Source organism: Mycolicibacterium moriokaense (assembly GCF_010726085.1).
Classification (GTDB): domain Bacteria; phylum Actinomycetota; class Actinomycetes; order Mycobacteriales; family Mycobacteriaceae; genus Mycobacterium; species Mycobacterium moriokaense.
On record NZ_AP022560.1, the window covers coordinates 5971055 to 5991220 of the forward strand.

17 protein-coding genes and 1 pseudogene are annotated in these 20166 nt (G+C 63.3%); 14 read left to right on the forward strand and 4 right to left on the reverse strand.

Translation table 11 applies throughout. From position 1 onward, the window contains the following. Nucleotides 1–13: 13 nt before the first annotated feature. Nucleotides 14–1666: a flavin-containing monooxygenase gene (locus tag G6N43_RS29150; RefSeq protein ID WP_083156444.1), complete on the reverse strand. Its 1653-nt coding sequence runs from the start codon at nucleotides 1664–1666 to the stop codon at nucleotides 14–16. Between the two features lie 439 nt (nucleotides 1667–2105). Between G6N43_RS29150 and G6N43_RS29155 the strand changes: the two are divergent. From G6N43_RS29155 to G6N43_RS29165, 3 genes and pseudogenes are all read left to right on the forward strand, one after another. Beyond that, nucleotides 2106–2857, forward strand: a pseudogene (locus G6N43_RS29155) (acyl-CoA dehydrogenase family protein). A 99-nt stretch (nucleotides 2858–2956) separates the two neighbouring features. Next, a complete protein-coding gene (locus tag G6N43_RS29160; RefSeq protein WP_083156443.1) occupies nucleotides 2957–4117 on the forward strand; it encodes an acyl-CoA dehydrogenase family protein in 1161 nt (386 codons plus the stop codon). 31 nt (nucleotides 4118–4148) lie between these two features. Then, the gene (locus G6N43_RS29165; RefSeq protein ID WP_083156441.1) at nucleotides 4149–5255 is read left to right on the forward strand and encodes an acyl-CoA dehydrogenase family protein; all 1107 of its coding nucleotides are present in this window, start codon (nucleotides 4149–4151) and stop codon (nucleotides 5253–5255) included. Nucleotides 5256–5293: 38 nt separating this feature from the next. Here G6N43_RS29165 and G6N43_RS29170 read toward each other — a convergent pair whose 3' ends face one another. Next, nucleotides 5294–6010 (reverse strand): IclR family transcriptional regulator, encoded by a 717-nt coding sequence (locus G6N43_RS29170; protein ID WP_083156440.1) that lies wholly within the window; start codon nucleotides 6008–6010, stop codon nucleotides 5294–5296. 202 nt (nucleotides 6011–6212) lie between these two features. Here G6N43_RS29170 and G6N43_RS29175 point away from each other — a divergent pair, with 202 nt between their 5' ends. The 11 genes from G6N43_RS29175 to G6N43_RS29225 all read left to right on the forward strand — a co-directional run bounded on the left by G6N43_RS29175 (nucleotide 6213) and on the right by G6N43_RS29225 (nucleotide 17310). Next, a complete protein-coding gene (locus G6N43_RS29175) occupies nucleotides 6213–7880 on the forward strand; it encodes a flavin-containing monooxygenase (protein ID WP_083156499.1) in 1668 nt (555 codons plus the stop codon). Between the two features lie 41 nt (nucleotides 7881–7921). Further along, nucleotides 7922–8998: a nitronate monooxygenase gene (locus G6N43_RS29180; RefSeq protein ID WP_234810236.1), complete on the forward strand. Its 1077-nt coding sequence runs from the start codon at nucleotides 7922–7924 to the stop codon at nucleotides 8996–8998. A 51-nt stretch (nucleotides 8999–9049) separates the two neighbouring features. Then, nucleotides 9050–9784 carry an SDR family oxidoreductase gene (locus G6N43_RS29185; protein WP_083156437.1) on the forward strand — a complete coding sequence of 245 codons (735 nt, stop codon included), beginning with the start codon at nucleotides 9050–9052 and terminating at the stop codon, nucleotides 9782–9784. A 124-nt stretch (nucleotides 9785–9908) separates the two neighbouring features. Further along, complete coding sequence (locus tag G6N43_RS29190) at nucleotides 9909–11396, forward strand: long-chain-fatty-acid--CoA ligase (RefSeq protein WP_234810235.1); 1488 nt, start codon at nucleotides 9909–9911, stop codon at nucleotides 11394–11396. A gap of 86 nt (nucleotides 11397–11482) precedes the next feature. Beyond that, nucleotides 11483–12313, forward strand: coding sequence for a phytanoyl-CoA dioxygenase family protein (locus G6N43_RS29195; RefSeq protein WP_083156434.1), 831 nt, complete (start codon nucleotides 11483–11485; stop codon nucleotides 12311–12313). 16 nt (nucleotides 12314–12329) lie between these two features. Further along, a complete protein-coding gene (locus G6N43_RS29200; protein ID WP_083156432.1) occupies nucleotides 12330–13100 on the forward strand; it encodes an enoyl-CoA hydratase-related protein in 771 nt (256 codons plus the stop codon). Nucleotides 13101–13136: 36 nt separating this feature from the next. After that, on the forward strand, nucleotides 13137–14063 hold the full coding sequence (locus tag G6N43_RS29205) for a cyclase family protein (protein WP_083156431.1): 927 nt from the start codon (nucleotides 13137–13139) through the stop codon (nucleotides 14061–14063). A 65-nt stretch (nucleotides 14064–14128) separates the two neighbouring features. Beyond that, nucleotides 14129–14878, forward strand: a complete 750-nt coding sequence (locus G6N43_RS29210; protein ID WP_163658262.1) for an SDR family NAD(P)-dependent oxidoreductase — start codon at nucleotides 14129–14131, stop codon at nucleotides 14876–14878. 67 nt (nucleotides 14879–14945) lie between these two features. Further along, nucleotides 14946–15731 carry an SDR family NAD(P)-dependent oxidoreductase gene (locus tag G6N43_RS29215; RefSeq protein ID WP_197745396.1) on the forward strand — a complete coding sequence of 262 codons (786 nt, stop codon included), beginning with the start codon at nucleotides 14946–14948 and terminating at the stop codon, nucleotides 15729–15731. After that, entirely contained in the window at nucleotides 15728–16132 is a 405-nt protein-coding gene (locus G6N43_RS29220) for a VOC family protein (RefSeq protein ID WP_083156426.1), read from the forward strand. Before G6N43_RS29215 ends, G6N43_RS29220 begins: the two co-directional genes overlap by 4 nt. An 8-nt stretch (nucleotides 16133–16140) precedes the next feature. Next, nucleotides 16141–17310, forward strand: a complete 1170-nt coding sequence (locus G6N43_RS29225) for a CaiB/BaiF CoA transferase family protein (protein ID WP_083156425.1) — start codon at nucleotides 16141–16143, stop codon at nucleotides 17308–17310. Nucleotides 17311–17316: 6 nt separating this feature from the next. On the opposite strand, the gene G6N43_RS29230 is transcribed toward G6N43_RS29225, so the two are convergent. Then, the gene (locus G6N43_RS29230; protein ID WP_083156423.1) at nucleotides 17317–18363 is read right to left on the reverse strand and encodes a TIGR03617 family F420-dependent LLM class oxidoreductase; all 1047 of its coding nucleotides are present in this window, start codon (nucleotides 18361–18363) and stop codon (nucleotides 17317–17319) included. A gap of 51 nt (nucleotides 18364–18414) precedes the next feature. Next, the gene (locus G6N43_RS29235) at nucleotides 18415–20160 is read right to left on the reverse strand and encodes an acyclic terpene utilization AtuA family protein (protein WP_083156422.1); all 1746 of its coding nucleotides are present in this window, start codon (nucleotides 20158–20160) and stop codon (nucleotides 18415–18417) included. Nucleotides 20161–20166 lie beyond the last annotated feature (6 nt).

Genomic DNA, 20166 nt, shown 5'->3' on the forward strand with positions numbered 1-20166 from the left:
GGGCAGGCCGGGGTCAGGAAACTGCCGCCTCCGCGGCGACATGCGCAAAACGAAAGCCGCGATATCCGTTGTTCGCAACTTCGTTGAGCTTCTCGCGATAGATGGGAATGCCCCAACTGTAGGGAAGGAACTTCTTGGCCTTGCCGGGAATATTGCCACCCACGTACCAAGAGCCGGCGGACTGGGCGAAGTGTTGCGCCCCTTCGTACACGTGCGCTGTCCAGTCCTCGGCGGCTGCTTCTGCGGCATCGATGAGATTGAAGCCGTTCGATCGCGCATGGTTGACGAGCCCGGTGACGAAGTCGACCTGGACCTCGGCCGAGCGTGGGATGTTTCCGAAAGTGCCGTGCGGTCCGCTGTCGATCAGGAGGTTGGGGAACCCCGGAACAGCCACGCCGAGATAGGTGAACGGGCCCTCCGCCCAATACTTCTCCAGAGATACACCGTTGAGCCCGCGGATTCCCATTCGGGTCAGGGCCCCGGTGAACGCGTCGAATCCGGTTGCGTAAATGATGACATCGAACTCACGCGTCGTGTCTGCAGATTCAATGCCCGTGGTGGTGAACCGGAGTATGGGATTCTCTCGGAGATCTACGAGTTCGATATTCGGCTTGTTGTAGGCCTCGTAGTAGCCGGTCTCCAGCGGTGGTCGTTTCATCCCGAAGCCGTGATCCTTTGGAATAAGCTTGTCCGCCGTCTCTGGGTCTTTCACGATCGAGCGGATTTTTTGCGCGAGGAACTCGCTGAAGTCCGCATTCGCCGCCGGATTGGTGAGCACGTCAGCGTACGTACTGAACATGGCGCGCATTCCGCGCCCATTCCACAAATCTTCATAATGCGCACGCCGAGCCTCAACGGTGTCATCGAACGCGTTCTTGGTCGCGTCCTCGTGTAAGAACCCGCCGGAGGTCCTCTGCAGTCGCTCGTACAGGGCGGGGTAACCGGATCGGATCTCCTCCTGTTCGGCAGCCGAGAGTGCGCAATTGTTCAGGGGCATAGCCCAGTTCGGCGTCCTTTGATATACCGTCAACGACTGGACTTCATCGATGATCGCCGGCACCAATTGCACGCCACTGGATCCCGTGCCGATAAGGGCGACCCGCTTGCCGGCCAGGTCGACCCCATCCCGGGGCCACGTCGCGGTGTGGCAGGTCAGTCCCCGAAAGGTGTCTGTTCCTGGAAAGGAAGGGTAGAAGGGTACGGAGAGAACGCCGCTGGCCGCGATTAGATACGTTGCAGTGAATTTCTTCCCATTCGAGGTCGTCACCGTCCACAGGGAGCCGACCTCGCTGTAGACAGCGGAAACGACGCGGGCGTCGAACTCGATATCTCTTCGAAGGTCATAGTCGTTCACGAACTTGTTGAAGTAGGCTTCCAGCTCCGGCTGAGATGCGAAGTGCTCGGTCCAATTCCACTCCGCCAGAAGCTCCTTCGGCGTGAAGTATCCGTAGGTGTATGCCTCGGAGTCGGTCCGTGCTGCCGGGTAGCGATTCCAGTACCACGTACCTCCAACCCCTGATCCCGCCTCAAGCAGGCGGACCGACCAACGGTGCTCCCGGGCACGGTGCAGCTGGTACAGCCCGGTGACGCCAGCGCCTACGATCAGTACTTCGTAGTCTGCCGATTTCGCGTTCTCAGTCTCGGAGCTGTGCACGCTCGCCGTCATTGATCAACCTCTCCGTATGTGTGACCGAGGCGTACAGATGGCGGGTGTTTCCCTGGCCAGCTGGTAGTTCGCGCGAGCAGCCCCATCAGCGCCCCCTCGACGCTGATCACCGCTGCCGTTCGGGTCTCTCATGGCGCAGACGGTAGGAATCTGCGCCGACAGTGGTCAACGGCGTGTGCCATTCAGTGGCACGGCCGCTTACTGAACCCTGAGAGAAAGTCTCAGCGACTACTGGAAGACTCGCGTTTCGAATGCTGCTAGATCTGCATCCGACTGCATCGCAGAGGGGCGAACTGGCCAAGTGAAGGTCCGTTGCCTCAGCCCGTGAAGCCGGTGACTACTGCGTCGATGTAGCTCATATCGCCGAATGCTGTTTCACAGCAGGTCAATTCGTGGATTGCTAACTGGCCGCCAGCATCGGTATGTGTACAGTCTCAGCATGCGCCGGAACATTGTCGGTGAGTTTCACGACGACTTTCGGGCCGCCGCCCGTGCGTTTTTCGAGTGCGAGTGCGTCCCGAACACCGCGAAATGGGAACGTGATGGCAAGGTCAGCCGTGAGGCGTGGGAAGCCGCTAGCGAGCACGGGTTGCTCGACTGGGCCCTGCCCGAGGCGCATGACGGCCTAGGTGTCGACGACTTCTGGTTCAAGCAAATCGTCGCCGAGGCGATGTTCGCGACGGGGGCGATCGGGATCAGACTGGGCGTGCACAATGACATTTTGGTGCTTTACCTCTGCGATCTCACCACAGATGAGTCGCATCTTTCGAAAGAGCACGTCGAAATCGCTTGTGCTGCTGCTTCACCTTCTGCGCATAGAGGGCGTGGATTCATCAAGTCCTATGCGCTCGAACGGACGGCCTTCGGCCAACCTATCGGCACACATCAGGTCAGCCGCCATTTCCTGCCGGAGATGCAGACCAAACTCGTTGCGGCCCAGATCTATCTGGATCAGTACGTCCTGGCGCTCAACGCCGGTGAGCTGACCGCGGAGGATGCAGCCGCCCTGAAATGGTGCACCTCCGAGGTGCAGTGGCAGATCTGGACCGCTGTCTGCAGATGTATGGCGGATATAGATATATCAACGAATACGAGATCGCGCAGTTGTGGCGCGATGCGCGACTGCAGCGAATCTACGGTGGAACGTCAGAGATCATGAAGGACCTGACGAGCCGCTCGATGGGGTTCTGACAGGCGTGGATGAACGGTGAAGACCGTCAGTTGAAACCTGATCGTCGCGAAGCGGGCAGAAGACGATGCGCTGCCCACGGCCGAAAGACTGAGCAACATATGAGCGAATTCGACGCGCTGTGTGCCAACGAACCAGAGCTGGCCAAATTGCGTACCTCGATCCGCGAGTTCCTGGTCGCCGATCGTGAAGAGTTCGGGTGGAGACCGTCCGTGGACGCCTGGCTGTCGCACTGGGACGAGGCGTTCAGCGCGCGGCTGGGCGATGCCGGCTATTTGGGTCTGACTATTCCGCCCGAGTACGGGGGCCGCGGCCTCAGTCACCTGCACCGATACGTCGTGACCGAAGAGCTGCTCGTGGCAGGCGCGCCCGTGGCGGCGCACTGGATTGCCGACCGCCAGGTTGCGCCCGCGTTGCTGTCGTACGGCAACGACGAGCAGCGACAACGCATTCTGCCCCGAATCGCGGCAGGGCGGTTCTTCTCCGCGATCGGGATGAGCGAACCCGGGGCCGGCTCGGATCTGGCCGCCTGTGCCACCCGTGCCACCAGGGTCGACGGCGGCTGGGTACTCAACGGCCGAAAGACATGGACCAGCGGGGCCCACCACGCACACCAGATCGTTGTGCTCGCGCGGACGGCTTCCCTCGATCCCGAGACGCGCCACGCGGGGTTCAGCCAGTTCCTGGTGTCCACTGATTCTGCGGGACTGACAATTGATCCGATCGTCATGATGGACGGCCAGCACCACTTCAACGAGACGAGCTTCGAGGACGTCTTCGTAGCCGACGCCGACGTGCTCGGCGAACTCGGCAACGGTTGGCACCAGGTCACCTCCGAGCTCTCGTTTGAGCGCAGTGGCCCTGAGCGCATCCTGTCCACCACCGCCCTCATCCTCGCAGCGATCGAGATGCTGGCCACGTCAGGCGATGTCGAGGGCCGCACCCAGGGCGCAGTGGGCGAGCTACTCGCGCGGTTGCTTTCGCTCCGTCAGCTGTCGGTGTCGGTGGCACGGGTCCTGTCCACCGGCGGCTCGGCCGCGAATCAAGCCGCCCTCGTCAAAGACCTGGGCACCCGCTTCGAACAGGATTCCGTCGAGCTGGTTCGAGAGCTGATCGATTACCGCGACGGGACCGAACCGTTGACGTCCGAGCTGCAGGCGCTGCTGAACAGCGCGACCCTTCACTCGCCGCTGTTCACGTTGCGAGGGGGAACCAACGAGGTGCTGCGCGGAGTGGTCGCGCGCGGCATGGGCCTGCGATGAGCGCTCCAGCGAGCAAGAGAAAGGCAGTGCAATGAGCGTATTGGCCGGTGGTGTGTTCGCCACGGGCGCAGCAACAGACGAGGAGACGCAGCTCCGGGAGCTAGTGGATGACCTCGGTGCACAGTCCGTCGACGCCCGTCGCGGACACCGGGGCATACCCGAGACGTTCGACGATGTCCTGTGGCGCAATCTGGAGCAGACCGGGCTGACCCGGCTCACCAGTACGTCAGACCTCGGTGCGGGCCCCACCGAATCTGCCATCGTGCTCCGCGGGCTGGCGCGGCACTCCGGGGCGGTCCCCGTCGCGGAAACGGATATCCTCGCCGCCTGGCTTGGTGCGCAGGCCGGTATCGACCTGCCCGAGGTGGGACCACTGACCGTCGCGATAGCCGACGCCTTCACGGGTGTGAACCAGGATCGGGTGAGCGGCACGGCTCGCGATGTGCCGTGGACCCGCGCCGCCGATGCCGTGCTGCTGGCGGTGCCAGCACCCACCGGTCTGCTGGTCCGGCGCGTCTCGGACGGCGACATCACCATCACCGATGGCCACAATCTGGCGGGCGAACCACGTGACGTCGTCGCTTTCGATTTGCCGGCAACGTCGTTCGACATCCTCGACGCCTCGGTCGCCGACGAGTTGACGCGACGCGGCGCATGGGCTCGCTGTGTGCAGACCATCGGCGCACTCGATGCCGCAGCCGAACTATCCGTTGCGCACACGCGCGACCGCGTCCAGTTTGGCCGTGCGCTAAGCAAGTTCCAGGCGGTGCAGCACGCCTTAGCCGGAATGGCCGGCGAGATCGAGCGTGCCAGGGCTACCACGACGCTAGCGGTCGCCGCCACTGCCGATCACGGATTTGCCAGTGCGCAAGCCGATTACGCGGTCACGATCGCCAAGGTGACGCTCGGCCGAGTGGTCCCATCGGTCGCCACCGTCGCGCACCAGCTACACGGCGCCATCGGTGTCACCATCGAGCACCAACTGTGGTCGTCGACCACCCGTGCGCTCAGCTGGATCGGTGAGTTCGGCAGCACCGGGCGGTATAGCCGACGGCTCGGCAGTGTCGCACTGAACACCGCACGCGGCGGCAACCTGTGGGACGCGCTTATCGGCTTCGATCAGACCGGTTGGGCCTGACTCCTCGGCCCATGACGTTCCAGCCTGTTCCAGGTTAATCATCGCGGCCGCGCTTGGGCGCGTGACGCGACCCTGGCTATCGCGGAGGCGGTGATCCTGGCCGCGCTCAGCACCTGATCGGGCCGCAATGTTTCACGCGATCCGCGCAACTCGAGCGCAGAGTGGACGACCCGCGAGCCGGGGACCGGTATCGGAACGGCAACCGATGCCAACGCCGGGTCGATCTCACCCTGCTCGAGTGCGTAGCCGTCCTGCCGGACCTGGTGCAGCTGAGTCAGCAGACGTTGATCCCGGGCGGTCAGACCCCTCGGTTGAGCATCTGCATCACCGAGTAACGCGGTGAGCTTGCGTGGCGACAGTGCTGCGAGCAGCACCCTGCCCGCGGCCGACCGACGTGCGGGCACACGAAAGTCGGTGCGGCGCACAGTTGCAACGCCATGTCTGGGAACGTGCCTTTCCAGGTATGCGACATCGGCGCCGTCCAACAGCCCTGCCTGCACCGTGAGTCCGGTGGCGCGGCAAAGGTCCGCCAGGTAGGGCTGCACGGCTTCCTTGACGTCGGATGGGTAGTGCCGGTTACCAATCTCGAAGAGGGTCAGCCCGATCTGGTAGCCACCCTTACCCTGGCGCAACGCCCCCAGCATGACCAGTTGCCGGGCCAATCGAAATACCGTCGATTTGGGCAGCCCGGTGATTTGCGCGAGTTCACTCGAACCCATAGGTTCGGGTGCCGCGGCAATCAGATCCAGGAGCATGAAAGCCCTCCCGAGAACCGACTGCGGCAAATCGTTAGTCACCGTCAGGCAGTCGTTGGTCGCGCTGTTACGGGATGTTCGCAGTCACGCCGGAACTCAAGCATGGCGGCGAGACTACCGCACAGTCGATTTCGTCGGGCTGTGCCGCTGATCGGCACCAGTCGTTGACCGCAATTTACGGCGATTCCTAGTGTTCGCCGACATGAGAGACGTGAACAACCGTGCTGACACGGTACTGGACGCGGTGGTGATAGGCGCTGGTTTCGCAGGGCTATACATGCTTCATCGGCTCCGCGATCACCTTGGGCTTCAGGTGCGTGTGTTCGAGGCCGCCGGTGGAGTCGGCGGCGTCTGGTACTACAACCGTTACCCGGGCGCCCGCTGCGACTCCGACGGTTTCGTCTACTGCTATTCGTTCGACCGGCAGCTGCTGCAGGAGTGGCAGTGGGGCGGCAAGTACCCCGCCCAGCCGGAACTGCTGCGCTACCTCGAGCACGTCGCTGACCGCCACGACCTGCGCCGCGACATCACCTTCGATACTCGCGTCACCGCCGCCGAGTACGACGAGCAGAATGCGCGCTGGACAGTCACCACCGATAGCGGAGAGACCGTGTCGACTCGGTTCCTGATCACTGGTATCGGCCACATGTCGATCGCCCGTTATGTGCCTGACCTTCCAGGGCTGGAGAACTTTGGTGGACAGTGGTTCCACACGGGATCGTGGCCGCACGAGCCGGTCGACTTCAGCGGAAAGCGGGTCGGGGTGATCGGAACGGGCTCGTCCGGGGTCCAATGCATCCCCGTCGTCGCCTCGCAGGCGAACCATCTCACCGTATTTCAGCGAACCCCCCAGTACAGCATCCCCGCGCGCCACGAGACGGTCGACGAAAACTTCTGGCGCGAGGTGAAGGCCAACTACGACGAGATCTGGGAACACGCAAAGGTTTCGGCGAGCGGCTTTCCGTGGAAGCACAACGGAAAGCGCGCGATGGAGGTGTCCGACGAAGAGCGGCAGGAGATCTACGAGAATCTATGGCGCCAGGGCGGAGTTCGGTTTGCCAACGGTTCCTTCCGTGATCTGGTCACCGACGAAGAAGCCAACCGCACCGTCTCAGATTTCATCCGCGAAAAGATCCGCCAGACCGTCAAGGATCCGGCGCTCGCCGAGAAGCTCATACCGCAGCACCCATTCATGTCCCGGAGACCGATCGTCGACACGGACTACTTCGAGACCTACAACCGTGATGACGTGACACTGGTCGATGTCAACGAGACGCCGATCATCGAGCTGACCGCGTCCGGGGTGCGCACATCCGACGCCGAACACCCGATCGACATCCTGATCCTGGCCACTGGGTTTGACGTGGTCACCGGGCCGTACTTCGGCATCGATTTCCGCGGCCGCGGTGGGCTGCGACTGAACGACGCCTGGCGGGAGGGACCCTCGGGTTATCTCGGCCTGCAAACCGCCGGCTTTCCCAACCTGTTCACGATCACCGGACCGGGGAGCACCCTCGGGAACTTGCCCCTCACCATCGAGACCCATGTGGAATGGATTTCGGACTGCATCAACCACCTGAGGGACAACGACATCGACGAGATCGAGGCCAACCCGGAGGCGGAGAAGGAGTGGATGCGACAGGTGAACGAGCAAGCCGAGAAGTCGATGATTTCGCGCGCTGACTCGTGGATCAATGGCGCGAACATTCCAGGGAAGCAACGCGCGTACGTCTTTTACTGGGGCCACTTCGGCTACTTCCGTAACTTGTGCTCGGACATCGCCAAGAAGGGATACCAGGGGTTCATCCTCACCACGCGGCGCAAACCGGAGTCAGATCGTTCCCACCACGGCGAGGCTCTGTTGAAGTGAACACCACAAACATCGCAAAGACCTTCGGCATCGAGTTCCCGGTGTTCGCCTTCAGCCACTGCCGTGACGTCGTGGCTGCGGTATCTGCAAACGGTGGTCTCGGCGTACTGGGCGCGAGCGCGTTCACCGCCGAGGAGGTGGAGGTCGAACTCGACTGGATCGACCAGAATTGTGGCGATGCGCCATACGGAATCGACTTCGCCTTCCCGACGCGGTCTTCCACGTCCTCGGCAGACTCCTCTTTCGAGGATGTGCCCGAGGAGCATCGGATATTCGTCGACGACATACTGAGCCGACACGGCATCTCGGTCGTCCCCGAGGTAACCGACGAGGAACGTCCGACCTACCGCGGCATCGACTACGGCGACTACGACGAAGCACTTGAAGTTGTCTACCGGCATCCCAACTGCAAGTTGATCGCAAGCGCGCTGGGTTCGCCGCCGCGCCACGTGGTGGAACGAGCGCATGCCGAAGGGCGACTGATCGCCGCCCTCGCCGGCAAACCCCAACACGCAATCCGCAGCGTGGCCGAAGGCGCAGACATCATCGTGTGCCAGGGTTCGGAGGCCGGCGGGCATGTCGGTGAGGTATCCACCATGGTGCTGGCGCCACAAGTGGTGGACGCGGTCGCCCCCATCCCGGTTCTCGTGGCTGGTGGCATCGCGAATGGTCGACAAATGGCGGCGGCAATGGCCCTCGGCGGTGCAGGGGTCTGGACCGGTTCGATGTGGCTGATGACTGAGGAATCCGACCTCAGCCCGGAGATGCAGCAGAAACTCATCGACGCTGATTCGTGGCGAACCGTTCGATCCCGCTCACTCACCGGCAAACCGTGCCGAATTCTACGCTCGACCTGGTCTGATCTGTGGGAAGCAGAGGATTCGCCGAGGCCGCTGCCCATGCCGCAGCAGGGCATCTTGGTCGAGGATGCGCTGCGCCGCATCGAACGGGCCGCACGCCTCAGGGAAGGCGGTGGACTCGATCTTCTGACCTACCCCGCAGGGCAAGTCATCGGGCAGTTCGGGCGAATCAACAAATCTGCGCGCCTACTTCTCGACATGGTCGAGGAATACATCAGCAGCGTCGAGGCCCTCGGAGAGGCGCTTACCCAAGGCTGAACAGGCAAGAATGCGCCCATGGATTGTGACTTCTCGAAAGGCTGATGGACAGTGACGCTCGATGGCACGGTGGCAATCGTCTTTGACGAGTCTTCCGGACTCGGGGCGGCCACCCATGCCGCGCTGCGGAGGCACGGCGCGACCGTCATTGTCGCCGGGCCGGACGATCAGGGCTACGACCGCGACGTCGTCTTCGTGAAGAACGATTGGACCGACGAGGCTCAGGTAGCGCGGGTGTGTGATACCGCCCGCCGGTACGGCCCGGTGCGAACGGCCGTGTCGATCTCCGGTGTCTCCGCCTCGCGACGCCTGGTTGATCGATTCGGGGCGGTGCATCCGCTCGGGGATTTCGATCGCATCGTCAAGGAAGGAATCTACGGGCCGTTCAATGTGATGCGACTGGTGGCGGCGGAGATGACCAGAAACGAGCCCGACGTCAACGATGAACGTGGCGTCATCGTCAACACATCCTCCGTGGCGGCCTACGACGGGCAGGTGGGCCAGGTGGCGTACGCGGCCGCCAAAGGTGGCGTTGCCGCGATGACGTTGCCCGCCGCACGCGACCTGGCACCGGCGGGAATACGGATATGCACCATCGCACCCGGGCTGTTCGCGACTCCGAAAGCAGCCGGTCTGCCTGCGGATATCGCCAGGTCCGTCCCCCAACCCCAGAGACTCGGCCATCCCGCGGAGTTCGCAGACCTAGTGGTGCACATCGTGCTGAATCCGTACCTCAACGGCGAAGTCATCAGGCTCGACGGCGGATTGCGGTTGCCAGCGAAATGATCGAAAACCATGCAACGGAGTGGAGATGACAAACACTTCAACGGCTACATGCACTTCAACGGCTACGCGTGCTCAGACCATCCACTCTGTTCTGACAGCACGCGCCGAACGCGAACCTGACGCTGTGGCGATCTGGTGTGAGGATCGACGGACGAGCGTTCGCGAGCTGGACGAGCGGTCGAATCGCGTCGCTTCGGCGCTGCTGGCCGACGGCGTGGCTCCCGGTGACCGGGTTGCATTCATGGGAAACAACTCGGAGTTCTTTCACGAAATGCTCTACGGCTGCGCCAAAGCGGGGATCGTCTTGGTCTCGGTCAACTATCGTCTCACCGCCCCCGAAGTTCGGTTCATCCTGAAGAACAGCGGGAGCAAGACATTCGTGACCGACGCCGCGATGCTCACTCTCGCGCAGGAGGCGACGCAGGGAACGACCGCAACGCGGATTCGCGTCATCGGCGGTGCCGGAGAAGACGATTACGCGCAGTGGCGCGATGCGCGCGGCAGCGACCCCATCAATGTCGATGTCTCCGTTGATGATCCGGTCATCCAGGTCTATACCAGCGGAACGACCGGCTTTCCGAAAGGGGCGGTGATCCCGCACAGGACCTTCACGGAGATGCTGCGTCTCGCACATCAGGTCCCGGGCCGCCCGCTGTGGTGGGCGAACGGCGAATCGATCCTCTGCCCCATGCCCAACTTCCACGTCGGTGGCTCACTGTTCCCGTTCTGGGTGACATTGCAGGGGGCAACGATCATTCTGATGCCGAAGTTCACGCCGGATGACGTGCTCGATGCTATCGAGGCCCATTCGGCGGCGGCCTTCGTCGCCGTGCCCGAGATGCTGCAGATGATCCTGGCCAACCCACGCACTGCTGGAGTCGACTTCAGCGGGCTCCGATACATCTACTACGGCGCTGCTCCGATGTCACAGGCCTTGCTGAAGCAGTGTATGGAGACCTTCGGCTGCAGGTTCACCCAGACCTACGGAATGACCGAACACTCCATCATCTGTCTCCTCGGACCAGACGACCACGGTGTCGACAAAGCCGAGCGAATGATGTCGGTCGGCCGCCGTACACCGGGAATGGACACAGAGGTCCTCGGCCCGGACGGAAACCCTGTCGCAGCCGGCGAGGTGGGCGAGATCTGCGTCCGGTCCTCAGCGATGATGCTGGGGTATTGGGGCAGCGACGGTGCCGTCGATCCTTGCGTCGACGCGAACGGCTGGTTCCACACCGGCGACGCCGGCTACTTCGACCGGGATGGATATCTCTTCCTGAAGGACCGGATCAAAGACATGCTCATCTCCGGAGGCGAGAACGTCTATCCGGCTGAAATCGAATGTGTCCTGGCCGAGCACCCCGCCGTGATCGAAGCGGCGGTGGTCGGAATGAAAAGTCAGCAGTGGGGCGAAGTACCAAAGGCATACGTGGTCCGGCGGCACGCCGTGGATGCCGCGACGCTACAGCTCTTCGCGTCCGAATACCTCGCTCGGTACAAGGTGCCGAAAGAGATCGAGTTCATCGACCAACTGCCGCGAACTGCGTCAGGAAAAGTACTCAGAAGGGAGCTTCGCGAGCGCGCCAACCGAGGAACGGGCACGGCCAGCTGACGGTAGCGGCATTCCCAGAACACATCATCAGCGCGGCCGAGACGACCGCCCCTGTGCACAGATCATCCACACGAGAAAGGCACGACATGAGCGCTCCCACCACAGGTGTGCGAGAAATCACGGTCGAGGAAAGTGCATCCTTCCGAGAGAACGGATGGGTCAAGCTCGACAACTTCCTACCGACAGACGTCGCGGCGGAGCTGCTTGAGGGCGCCAAGAGGCTGCTGGGACCTGACGGAACCGGCCACACCGCCCGCCGCGGAGTCGACATCGACTTCAGCTGGTTCTCCGAATACCAACTTCCCGGCTACGAAGGAATCGAGCCGTTTCGGTCTGTCGCATTCGATCCCGCGGTCGGCAAGGCCGCCCACGCGCTCGGCGTACGGCGCGATGTCGGCGTTCGGTACATGCGTGATCAGGTCGTGTGCAGGCATCCTGCGGGCGGGCGGAAGTCCGAGCCAGCGCCCCCGCACCAGGACTTCTCCGCCGCAGTCTTCGACCGGATGGGGTACGTCAACTTCTGGATCGCGCTCAACGAGATCCCACCCGAGCGCGGTTCGCTGCGCTTCTACAGCGGATCCCATCACGAAGGCCCGTTGGGCTGGCGCGACAAGGAGGGCAATCTTTCACCGAACGGCCGGCCATTGCTCGAGGTGTATCCGGACCTCGCCGAACGTTGTCCGAAATCCGAGCCGCTGCACCTGATGCCGGGTGATGCCACGGCCCACACGATGCTCACCGTGCACGAGTCGCCGGGAAACTTCACCGACGAACCACGATGGAATCTGATCAACCTCTATATACCGGAGGACGTCGTGTACACCGGCTTAGTTCGCGGCGGTATCGAGCAGGTGGTCGATATCGGTGAACCACTCGACCATCCGCGATTCCCGGTGATCTGGCGACCCGGCGACTGACTACAGGAGAAGATCGATGATCGATCAATCTTGTTATGAACATATTGAACTCGCTTTGCACAGCGACGGTGTGCTCTTGGCAAGACTTAACCGCCCTGACCGCCTGAACGCAATCAATGATCGCCTACACAACGAAATCTCGCGGCTTCCGCTCGATGTGGATCTGGATCCTGACGTCAATATTTTGGTGATCACGGGCGCCGGCCGCGCCTTCACCGCTGGCGGCGACCTTCGAGACCCGATGGACACCCGACCCGAGGCGACCACGTACAAGGTGGGTCGCCAGGTCGTGGACAACATGTTGGCCTGCGACAAGCCGGTCATCGCCGCTGTGAACGGTCCCGCTCGCGGACTGGGTGTGACGTTGGCATTCCTGTGTGACGTCGTCTACGCCCACCGCCACGCAACGTTCGCCGATACCCATGCCTTGATCGGAGCGGGAGCAGGCGACGGTGCGCAGCTGATCTGGCCGGCACTCGCCGGCCCAAACTGGGCGAAGTACTACCTGATGACCGGCGACACCATCTCAGCTGTAGAGGCTGAGCGGCTGGGCCTCGTCAACTTCGTGGTCGATGACGACCCGGAGTCGGCAGCAATGGAACTCGCTGTCCGACTCGCGAAGGGAAACCAACGCGCTATACGCGCATCGAAGGTGGCGATCAATGCCAACCTCCGGTCCTCGGCGTCGTGGATCGTCCCTTTCGGCCTCGTCGCCGGACAAGTCTCGGACGACCACCAATGGCCGACATCCGATCGAAAGCCCTGCAATGCAACAGAAAAGAACTAGATCCGACTATCAATATCAACTGACCGGGAGGTCACGGTGGAACGTGTCAGCGACAGCCGTATGCAAGAGCTGTTTGAGCAGGTCAAGAACTGGGGCCGTTGGGGCACCGACGATGAACGTGGGACTCTGAACCTGTTGACGCCTGAGCACACCGCACAAGCCACCCGAAAAGTGCTGGGGCGCACTGTGAATTGCGGCCGAGTGCTCCCGGTGGTCCCTTCCGTTGAGAATCCGGTGCCAGCGCAGCACATGATGATTCTCGCGGGAGATGCGCGTCATGGGACCGGTGTCGAAGGCGCTGAAGCGTCGATCGACTACATTGGTCTCGCTTTCCACGGCTTGGGAGTGTCGCATCTCGACGCCCTGTGCCACGTCTTCCACCACGGCGTCATGTACAACGGCTTCCTAGCATCGGAGGTCATGAGTACCGGGGCCTGCAAGAATTCGGTGATCGCGGCGGCCGGCGGCATCTGCTCTCGTGGCGTGCTATTGGACATTCCCCGCGTCCGCGGCGTCGAGTGGCTCGAACCGGGCGAAGCAGTCACACCGAACGATCTGGACGCCGCGTGCGATGCCGAGGGTGTGATTGTCGGCCGAGGCGACATTCTGCTGGTGTCCACCGGCCGGGACAAGCGTCGGGAGGCGATGGGTCTATGGGATGTCGGTCACGGCCTCGCCGGCCTCGACGCGGAATGCATCCCGTGGTTGGCTGAACGCGACCTCGTCCTGCTCGGTAACGACGGGGCCAATGACATCATGCCGCCCAACACCAACGGCTGGCCCCTGCCCATTCACGTCTGTTGTCTCGTCGCGATGGGCCTTCACCTGCTCGACAACCTAGATCTGTCGCGGCTTGCGGCCGTCTGCGCCGAGGAACGACGGTGGGAGTTTCTCTTCACGGTGAGCCCCTTGCAGATCACGGGCGGTACCGGTTCTCCGGTTAACCCCATAGCGATTGTGTAGCGAACGGTTGCGGATGTGGTGACGAGTGGATCGCAAGGTTATTCAACAACGAAATGGGAGTATCGATGATCGATCTCAAAGGCGAAATCGCCGTCGTCACCGGTGGCGCGTCTGGAATCGGACTCGGCGTCGTCGAGACGCTTCTCCAGTGTGGCGCAACGGTTGCCATCCTCGATCGCAATCGTGCCGCCATGGCGGTCGCGGTCAACAGCCTAGGGCCTGATGCCAACATCGGTGCCTTCATCGCCGACGTCACCTCTCACGAAGAGGTGCGTGTCGCGAAGGAGGAGATCGTCGCGGGTTTCGGCCCGCCGACGATTCTCATCAACAACGTTGGCTGGGACCGGCCGATGCCCTTCACCGAAACGGATCCGCTGTACTGGAAGCGGGTTCTAGATGTCAATCTCGTCAGCACGCTGCTCGTGACCCACCAGTTCTTCGGCGACATGATCAACATGCCCGGAGGCGCGCGCATCGTCAATGTCGCGAGCGAGGCCGGGCGAGTAGGCAGTTACCACGAGGCGCTCTACTCAAGCGCCAAGGGCGCGGTCATCGCACTGACCAAGTCGCTGGCCCGTGAGGGCGCACGGCACCAGGTCACGGTGAACTGCGTGTGTCCCGGAGTAATCGACACCGTGTTGATGCGTTCCATCGTCGGCTCCGGAAACGACTCGCGTGAGCGGTCGATTCCGATGAGAAGGCTCGGCCGGCCAGAAGACGTCGCCCCAATGATCGTGTTTTTGGCCTCGCCGGCCGCGGCATACATCACCGGTCAGGTAATCAGCGTCAGCGGCGGAATGACGATGGTCGGATGACGCGACAAAGACATTCACGATTCAAGCGACATTCACGATTCAAGCGACATCCACGATTCAAGCCAAGTTGCCATTGTTCGATACCAACACCCAGACGTATGGAGCGAATCCGTTGATGCAGAGATTAGCCGGCAAAACTGCCGTGATTACCGGGGCCGGTTCAGGTTTGGGACGCGCGACCGCTGAGTTGTTCAGCCGCGAGGGCGCCCGAGTCGTGCTCGGAGATATCTCCGGCCAGGAGCGTGACGTCGCCGATCAGATCGGACCAACTGCGGTGGCCGTGTCTGTCGATGTTACGCAGCGCGACCAGGTCGAAGCCCTGATCCACACGGCTGTCACCGAGTTCGGCACGCTTGATGTGCTGGTCAATTGCGCTGGGGTCGATGGGGATCTGACTCCCGCCGCCGAGATCTCGGACGCCAACATGCAGCGGGTATTCGATGTCAACTTCCTTGGCCCGTTCTACGCGATGCGTGCTGCGATCCCGATCCTGATCGACGGCGGTGGCGGCTCGATCATCAACATCACCTCCGCGTCTACGGAGAAGGCCATGCCTTTCTTGGCGGCCTACGCCGCGAGCAAGGCGGCGTTGGTTTCGTTGACACGCGCCTTCGGCGTCGAGTACGCCGCAGCCGGTGTTCGCGTGAACGCTGTGAGCCCAGGTGTGATCGACACACCGCTCGCCCGGGCGATCCCGCCGGAGATGTTTGCTGGCGCTGTCCAGGCGACCCCGGCGAAGCGACCGGCGAGCCCGGAAGACATTGCAGGCGCCCTGCTGTTCTTTGCATCCGATGAATCGGCTTTCGCAACGGCGGGAACGCTTTTCGTCGATGGCGGGTTGAGCGGCACATGAGGCTGACCAAGGATTCCCTGGACATCGGCATCGTCACCAACGATGCCGAGCCGATGCTGCGGTTTTATCGCGACCAGCTCGGCCTTTCGTGCGTCGGGGAGACCAGCATCGCCGGCGGTATGAGCTACCGGCTCCAGTGTGGGACTTCTACCGTGAAGCTGCTCGCACTGCGAAAGCCGCTTCCGGCGCGCTCTCCTGCCGGCGGTATTTACGCCTCCACCGGGTGCAGGTATTGGACGATCTCGGTGTCAGATGTGGACGAGGTGGTCTCCGCCTGCGAAGCGGCAGGCATACCCATCGTCGTGCCGATCACGGAATACGAACCGGGCCGGCGCATGGTCATCGTCGAAGATCCCGACGGAAACTGGGTCGAGTTCGTCGACTCACAGGTCATCGACTAGCGCGCACCATGGGCTCAGACGATCCGGATGGCGGCAGCCGGCCGCGGCCGTTGACCGGGGTGCGCGTGCTGGAACTCGCGGCGATGGGCCCGGTGTCCTTCGCCGCGATGATGTTCGCCGATTTGGGCGCCTCGGTGGTCCGCGTGGACCGCCCGATGGGGCCCGCGGTGCCAGAAGAGGCCCGTTCTCGCGCGGATGTCCTTGGGCGGGGCAAGGTCTCGCTCGGGCTGGACCTGCGAGCCAAGGGCGCCAGCGATGTCGTGCTGGATCTGGTCGCCGAGTCCGAGATTTTGATCGAGGGCTTCCGGCCCGGCGTCGCTGAGCGTCTTGGCATCGGTCCAGAGCCCTGTCTGACGCGTAATCCGGCTCTGGTCTACGTGCGACTGACCGGCTATGGACAGGACGGGCCGATGGCCACGGAAGTCGGCCACGACATCAATTTCATTGCGGTGTCCGGCGTGCTCGATGCCGTCGGCCGCAAGGGGCAGAAGCCGACACCGCCGCTGAACCTGGTCGGCGACTACGGGGGTGGGGCGATGCTGGCTGTCGTCGGCGCGCTTGCCGCAGTTGTCGAAGCACGGCGATCGGGGCGGGGACAGGTCGTCGATGCCTCGATGTGTGACGGTGCGATGCTGCTCATGTCGGCGTCGTACGCATTCGAACCCGGTGGCCCCAGGGGAACGAATCTGCTGGACTCGGGAGCGCCGTTCTATGAGGTTTATGAGACGGCGGACCATCGCCACATTGCGGTGGGTGCATTGTTGGACAAGTTTTGGCTGGCGCTTGTCACGACGCTCGGGCTGTCCGAGTCGGACAAGTGGCGTGAGCGGCGGGAGGCTGATTGGCCCTTTCTCAAACGAGAACTTGCGGCTGTCTTCGCCACCAAGACACAAGCGGAATGGCTTGAGGAATTCGCCGGTGTACCCGCGTGTGTGACTCCGGTATTGCGCCGCGACGAGTTGGCGATGTATCCGCACCACGCCGCGCGAAATGCGCTGATTCAGGTCGACGGAGTCGAAGCACCAGCGCCGGCACCGCGCTTCGGCTCCGCCGCTCCTCCGAGACCGGAACGACCGCCACTGCGGGGTGAGCACACCGTGGATGTGCTGCGCGGAATCGGCTATTCCCAGTCCCGGATCGAGGGCCTGCTTGCGAACCGGACCGTGTTTCGCACCTGACGCCGGTCACGCCGCACGCATGGCGTCCACGAGTTCAGCGAAGCGTTGCGGAGGCGGGATGTCACCGGGTCGGTTGAACCTGATGCGGTGCACGAGCCCGTCGAACCGGGTCCGCAAGGTCTCTGCCACCTGCCCCACGGTGCCCGCTGCACACATGGCATCCAAGATTTCGTCGGATATCAGGGGCACCATCTCGTCCCAACGGCCTTGTTTGGACAGCACATTCAGTTCGTCCTGCAGATCACCCCAGCCGTGCAGTTCGAGGACCGGCCGGTAGGCGGGCGTTGAACCGTAGAATGAGATCTGCCTTCGCACCGCTTCGCGGTCCTGCTCGTCGAGCGCCACGAACGGGGAATGTGCAATCTCCAACGGAGCGGCTCCTGGCGGCCGGTGTGCGGTGGTCGCCGGAAGAATTACGTCACGGATATAGCGATCCGTGCAGAACGAGTGCACAAACAATCCATCGGCAACCTCGGCAGTGGTGCGCAGCATCTGCGGTCCGACAGCGGCGAGGAACACCTTCGGCGGCCCGTACGGGTTGGGCTTCGGGGTGAAGGCGGGGGTCATCAGCGAGTGGTCGTAGAACTCACCGCGATGTTCGAGTCCTTCCCCGGTGTCCCACGCGTGCCAGATGGCTCGCAGCGCCCTGACGAACTCGTGCATCCGCGCCACCGGCCGCGACCAGGGCATGCCGAATCTTCGAGTGATGTGTGGACGAATCTGGCTGCCGAGGCCGAGCACGAGCCGTCCGCCGGAGAATCGCTGGAGATCCCACGCGGGATAGGCAACGGTCATTGGAGTCCGGGCGAATGCGATCGCCACCGACGGACCGATTTCGACCCGGGACGAATGCTCGGCAGCCAGAGTGAGCGCCAGGAAAGGGTCGGCCATGTTCTCGGTGTTCCAGCCGCCGTCGTAACCGACCTCCTCGCAGGCGCGGATGTCCTCCGCGGCGGTCGCGAGGTCGTTGCGTAGCCGTGCATCGATCCTCAGACTGCATCCCCGGTGTGGGGCGCCGGTCAAGCGCCCGTCCCGTTCGTCCGGAAACTTCATTCGTCGTCCTCTCGCGGGTGTCATCGACTGATGGCGGTCGGGCGCTGTCGCCTACTCCACCAGGGCGCGTGGAATATCGACCAGGAGGCTGCGGAGGTACTCCCCGAGACCCTTGGCCTGTGGATCGGGACGGGTCGAGGACGCGACGCCGTCGCCGAGCAGGTTCTGGACCACAACGTTGAGCGCACGCAGGTTGGGGAACTCGTAAATCTGTAGCTCGAGGTTCGCGGATTCCTTTCCGAGTAGGTCACGTGCCCGCTCGACAGTCAGGAAGCTCCGCAGCCAGGCATACTCGGCGTCGGTCCGTGTCCAGAGCCCGATGTTCGCGTCGCCACCCTTGTCACCCGAGCGGGCACCCACGATGGTGCCCAACGGCAGGCGCACCGTGGGTCCGGTCGTCTCCGGCCGCGGCGCCGCGGCGGCGGGGGGTGAGGCGACAGCGGGGGCGCCCACGGCTGTCGGCGGGTCCCCCACCGTGCGTCGCTCGCCGTCAGGCAGGACGACGGTGTGGACTACTGCGGTACGCGGTACCGCCGCTGCGCGGTACACCCCGAAGGCCGACTCCGCGGTCGGCGGCGTTGTCGTGTGGAAGCCTGCGACGCCGCCCAGGGCGATTTCCATCGTCGCGTTCGAGAAAGCGCGGCCCACGACACGCGGGTCCGGGTCCTTCACGGTGACCTGCAGGTGCGCGGTGGCCTCCACGTTGCTCGGAGCGTCCGGGTGATCGAAACGCAGCAGTCGCACGTCGACCTCGGCGAACCGCTCGCGACCCCCGAGTGCCGCAAAGAGGTGGTCCTGCACGAGTGCGGCCTTGGCCTCCAGGTCCAACCCGGTCAGGACGATCGTCATCGTGTTCCGGTAGCCGCCAAATTCATTGAGGGCGACCTTGAGGGTGGGCGGAGGTGGACTTCCGCGGACACCGGTGATCGCGACTCGGTGCTCACCGATCTCGGCGAGACGGATCGTGTCGAAGTGGGCCGTGACGTCCGGCCCCAAGTATGCCGGCGCACCGATCTCGTACAGGAGCTGCGCGGTGACGGTCCCGACCGAGACCAGGCCGCCGGTGTCGGGGTGCTTGGTGATCACCGAGGTGCCGTCGGCGGCGACCTCGGCGATCGGGAATCCCGGGTAGCGGCGGTCGGTGATCTCGTCGAGAAACGCATAGTTCCCGCCGGTGGCTTGGGGTCCGCACTCGATCACGTGACCGGCTACCACGGCGCCCGCCAACTCATCGAATGCCTCGTGGTCCCATCCGTGCCACCACGCAGCCGGTCCGACGACCAGCGATGCATCTGTGACCCGCCCGGTGACGACGACGTCGGCGCCGGCGGAGAGCGCCTCGGCGATGCCCCATCCCCCGAGGTAAGCGTTGGCGGAGACCGGCGGCTTCCCGGTGACGGAGGGGGTGATCGCCGCCAGAGCACCGCGCAGATCGTCGCCCTCGACGTAGGCGACGCGCGCACCGGTGCCGAGGTCCTCGATCGCGGCGGCGAGACCAGCCGGATTGAGCCCACCCGCGTTCGACACCACCTTGACGCCGCGGGCTACACAGTCTGCAAGGACGTCGCGCATCTGGGCCAGAAACGTCTTCGCATACCCGCCTGCGGGATCCGCGGCCTGGGCTTTGGCCAGGATCAGCATCGTGAGCTCGGCGAGGTAATCGCCGGAAAGGACGTCGATGCCCGGCCCGGCGCCATCCAGCATGTCTCGTGCCGCGGTCAGGCGATCACCGTAGAAACCTGAACAGTTGCCGATCCGGACCGGTCGGTCCGCACGGTGCGACAAAACGTGACTCATTACCGA

What these genes read in the sequence shown, in the direction of transcription:
- G6N43_RS29150 (WP_083156444.1), bottom strand. Translation starts at nt 1,666, where the DNA reads ATGACGGCGAGCGTGCACAGCTCCGAGACTGAGAACGCGAAATCGGCA.
- G6N43_RS29160 (WP_083156443.1), top strand. Translation starts at nt 2,957, where the DNA reads ATGAGCGAATTCGACGCGCTGTGTGCCAACGAACCAGAGCTGGCCAAA.
- G6N43_RS29165 (WP_083156441.1), top strand. Translation starts at nt 4,149, where the DNA reads ATGAGCGTATTGGCCGGTGGTGTGTTCGCCACGGGCGCAGCAACAGAC.
- G6N43_RS29170 (WP_083156440.1), bottom strand. Translation starts at nt 6,010, where the DNA reads ATGCTCCTGGATCTGATTGCCGCGGCACCCGAACCTATGGGTTCGAGT.
- G6N43_RS29175 (WP_083156499.1), top strand. Translation starts at nt 6,213, where the DNA reads ATGAGAGACGTGAACAACCGTGCTGACACGGTACTGGACGCGGTGGTG.
- G6N43_RS29195 (WP_083156434.1), top strand. Translation starts at nt 11,483, where the DNA reads ATGAGCGCTCCCACCACAGGTGTGCGAGAAATCACGGTCGAGGAAAGT.
- G6N43_RS29200 (WP_083156432.1), top strand. Translation starts at nt 12,330, where the DNA reads ATGATCGATCAATCTTGTTATGAACATATTGAACTCGCTTTGCACAGC.
- G6N43_RS29210 (WP_163658262.1), top strand. Translation starts at nt 14,129, where the DNA reads ATGATCGATCTCAAAGGCGAAATCGCCGTCGTCACCGGTGGCGCGTCT.
- G6N43_RS29220 (WP_083156426.1), top strand. Translation starts at nt 15,728, where the DNA reads ATGAGGCTGACCAAGGATTCCCTGGACATCGGCATCGTCACCAACGAT.
- G6N43_RS29225 (WP_083156425.1), top strand. Translation starts at nt 16,141, where the DNA reads ATGGGCTCAGACGATCCGGATGGCGGCAGCCGGCCGCGGCCGTTGACC.
- G6N43_RS29230 (WP_083156423.1), bottom strand. Translation starts at nt 18,363, where the DNA reads ATGAAGTTTCCGGACGAACGGGACGGGCGCTTGACCGGCGCCCCACAC.
- G6N43_RS29235 (WP_083156422.1), bottom strand. Translation starts at nt 20,160, where the DNA reads ATGAGTCACGTTTTGTCGCACCGTGCGGACCGACCGGTCCGGATCGGC.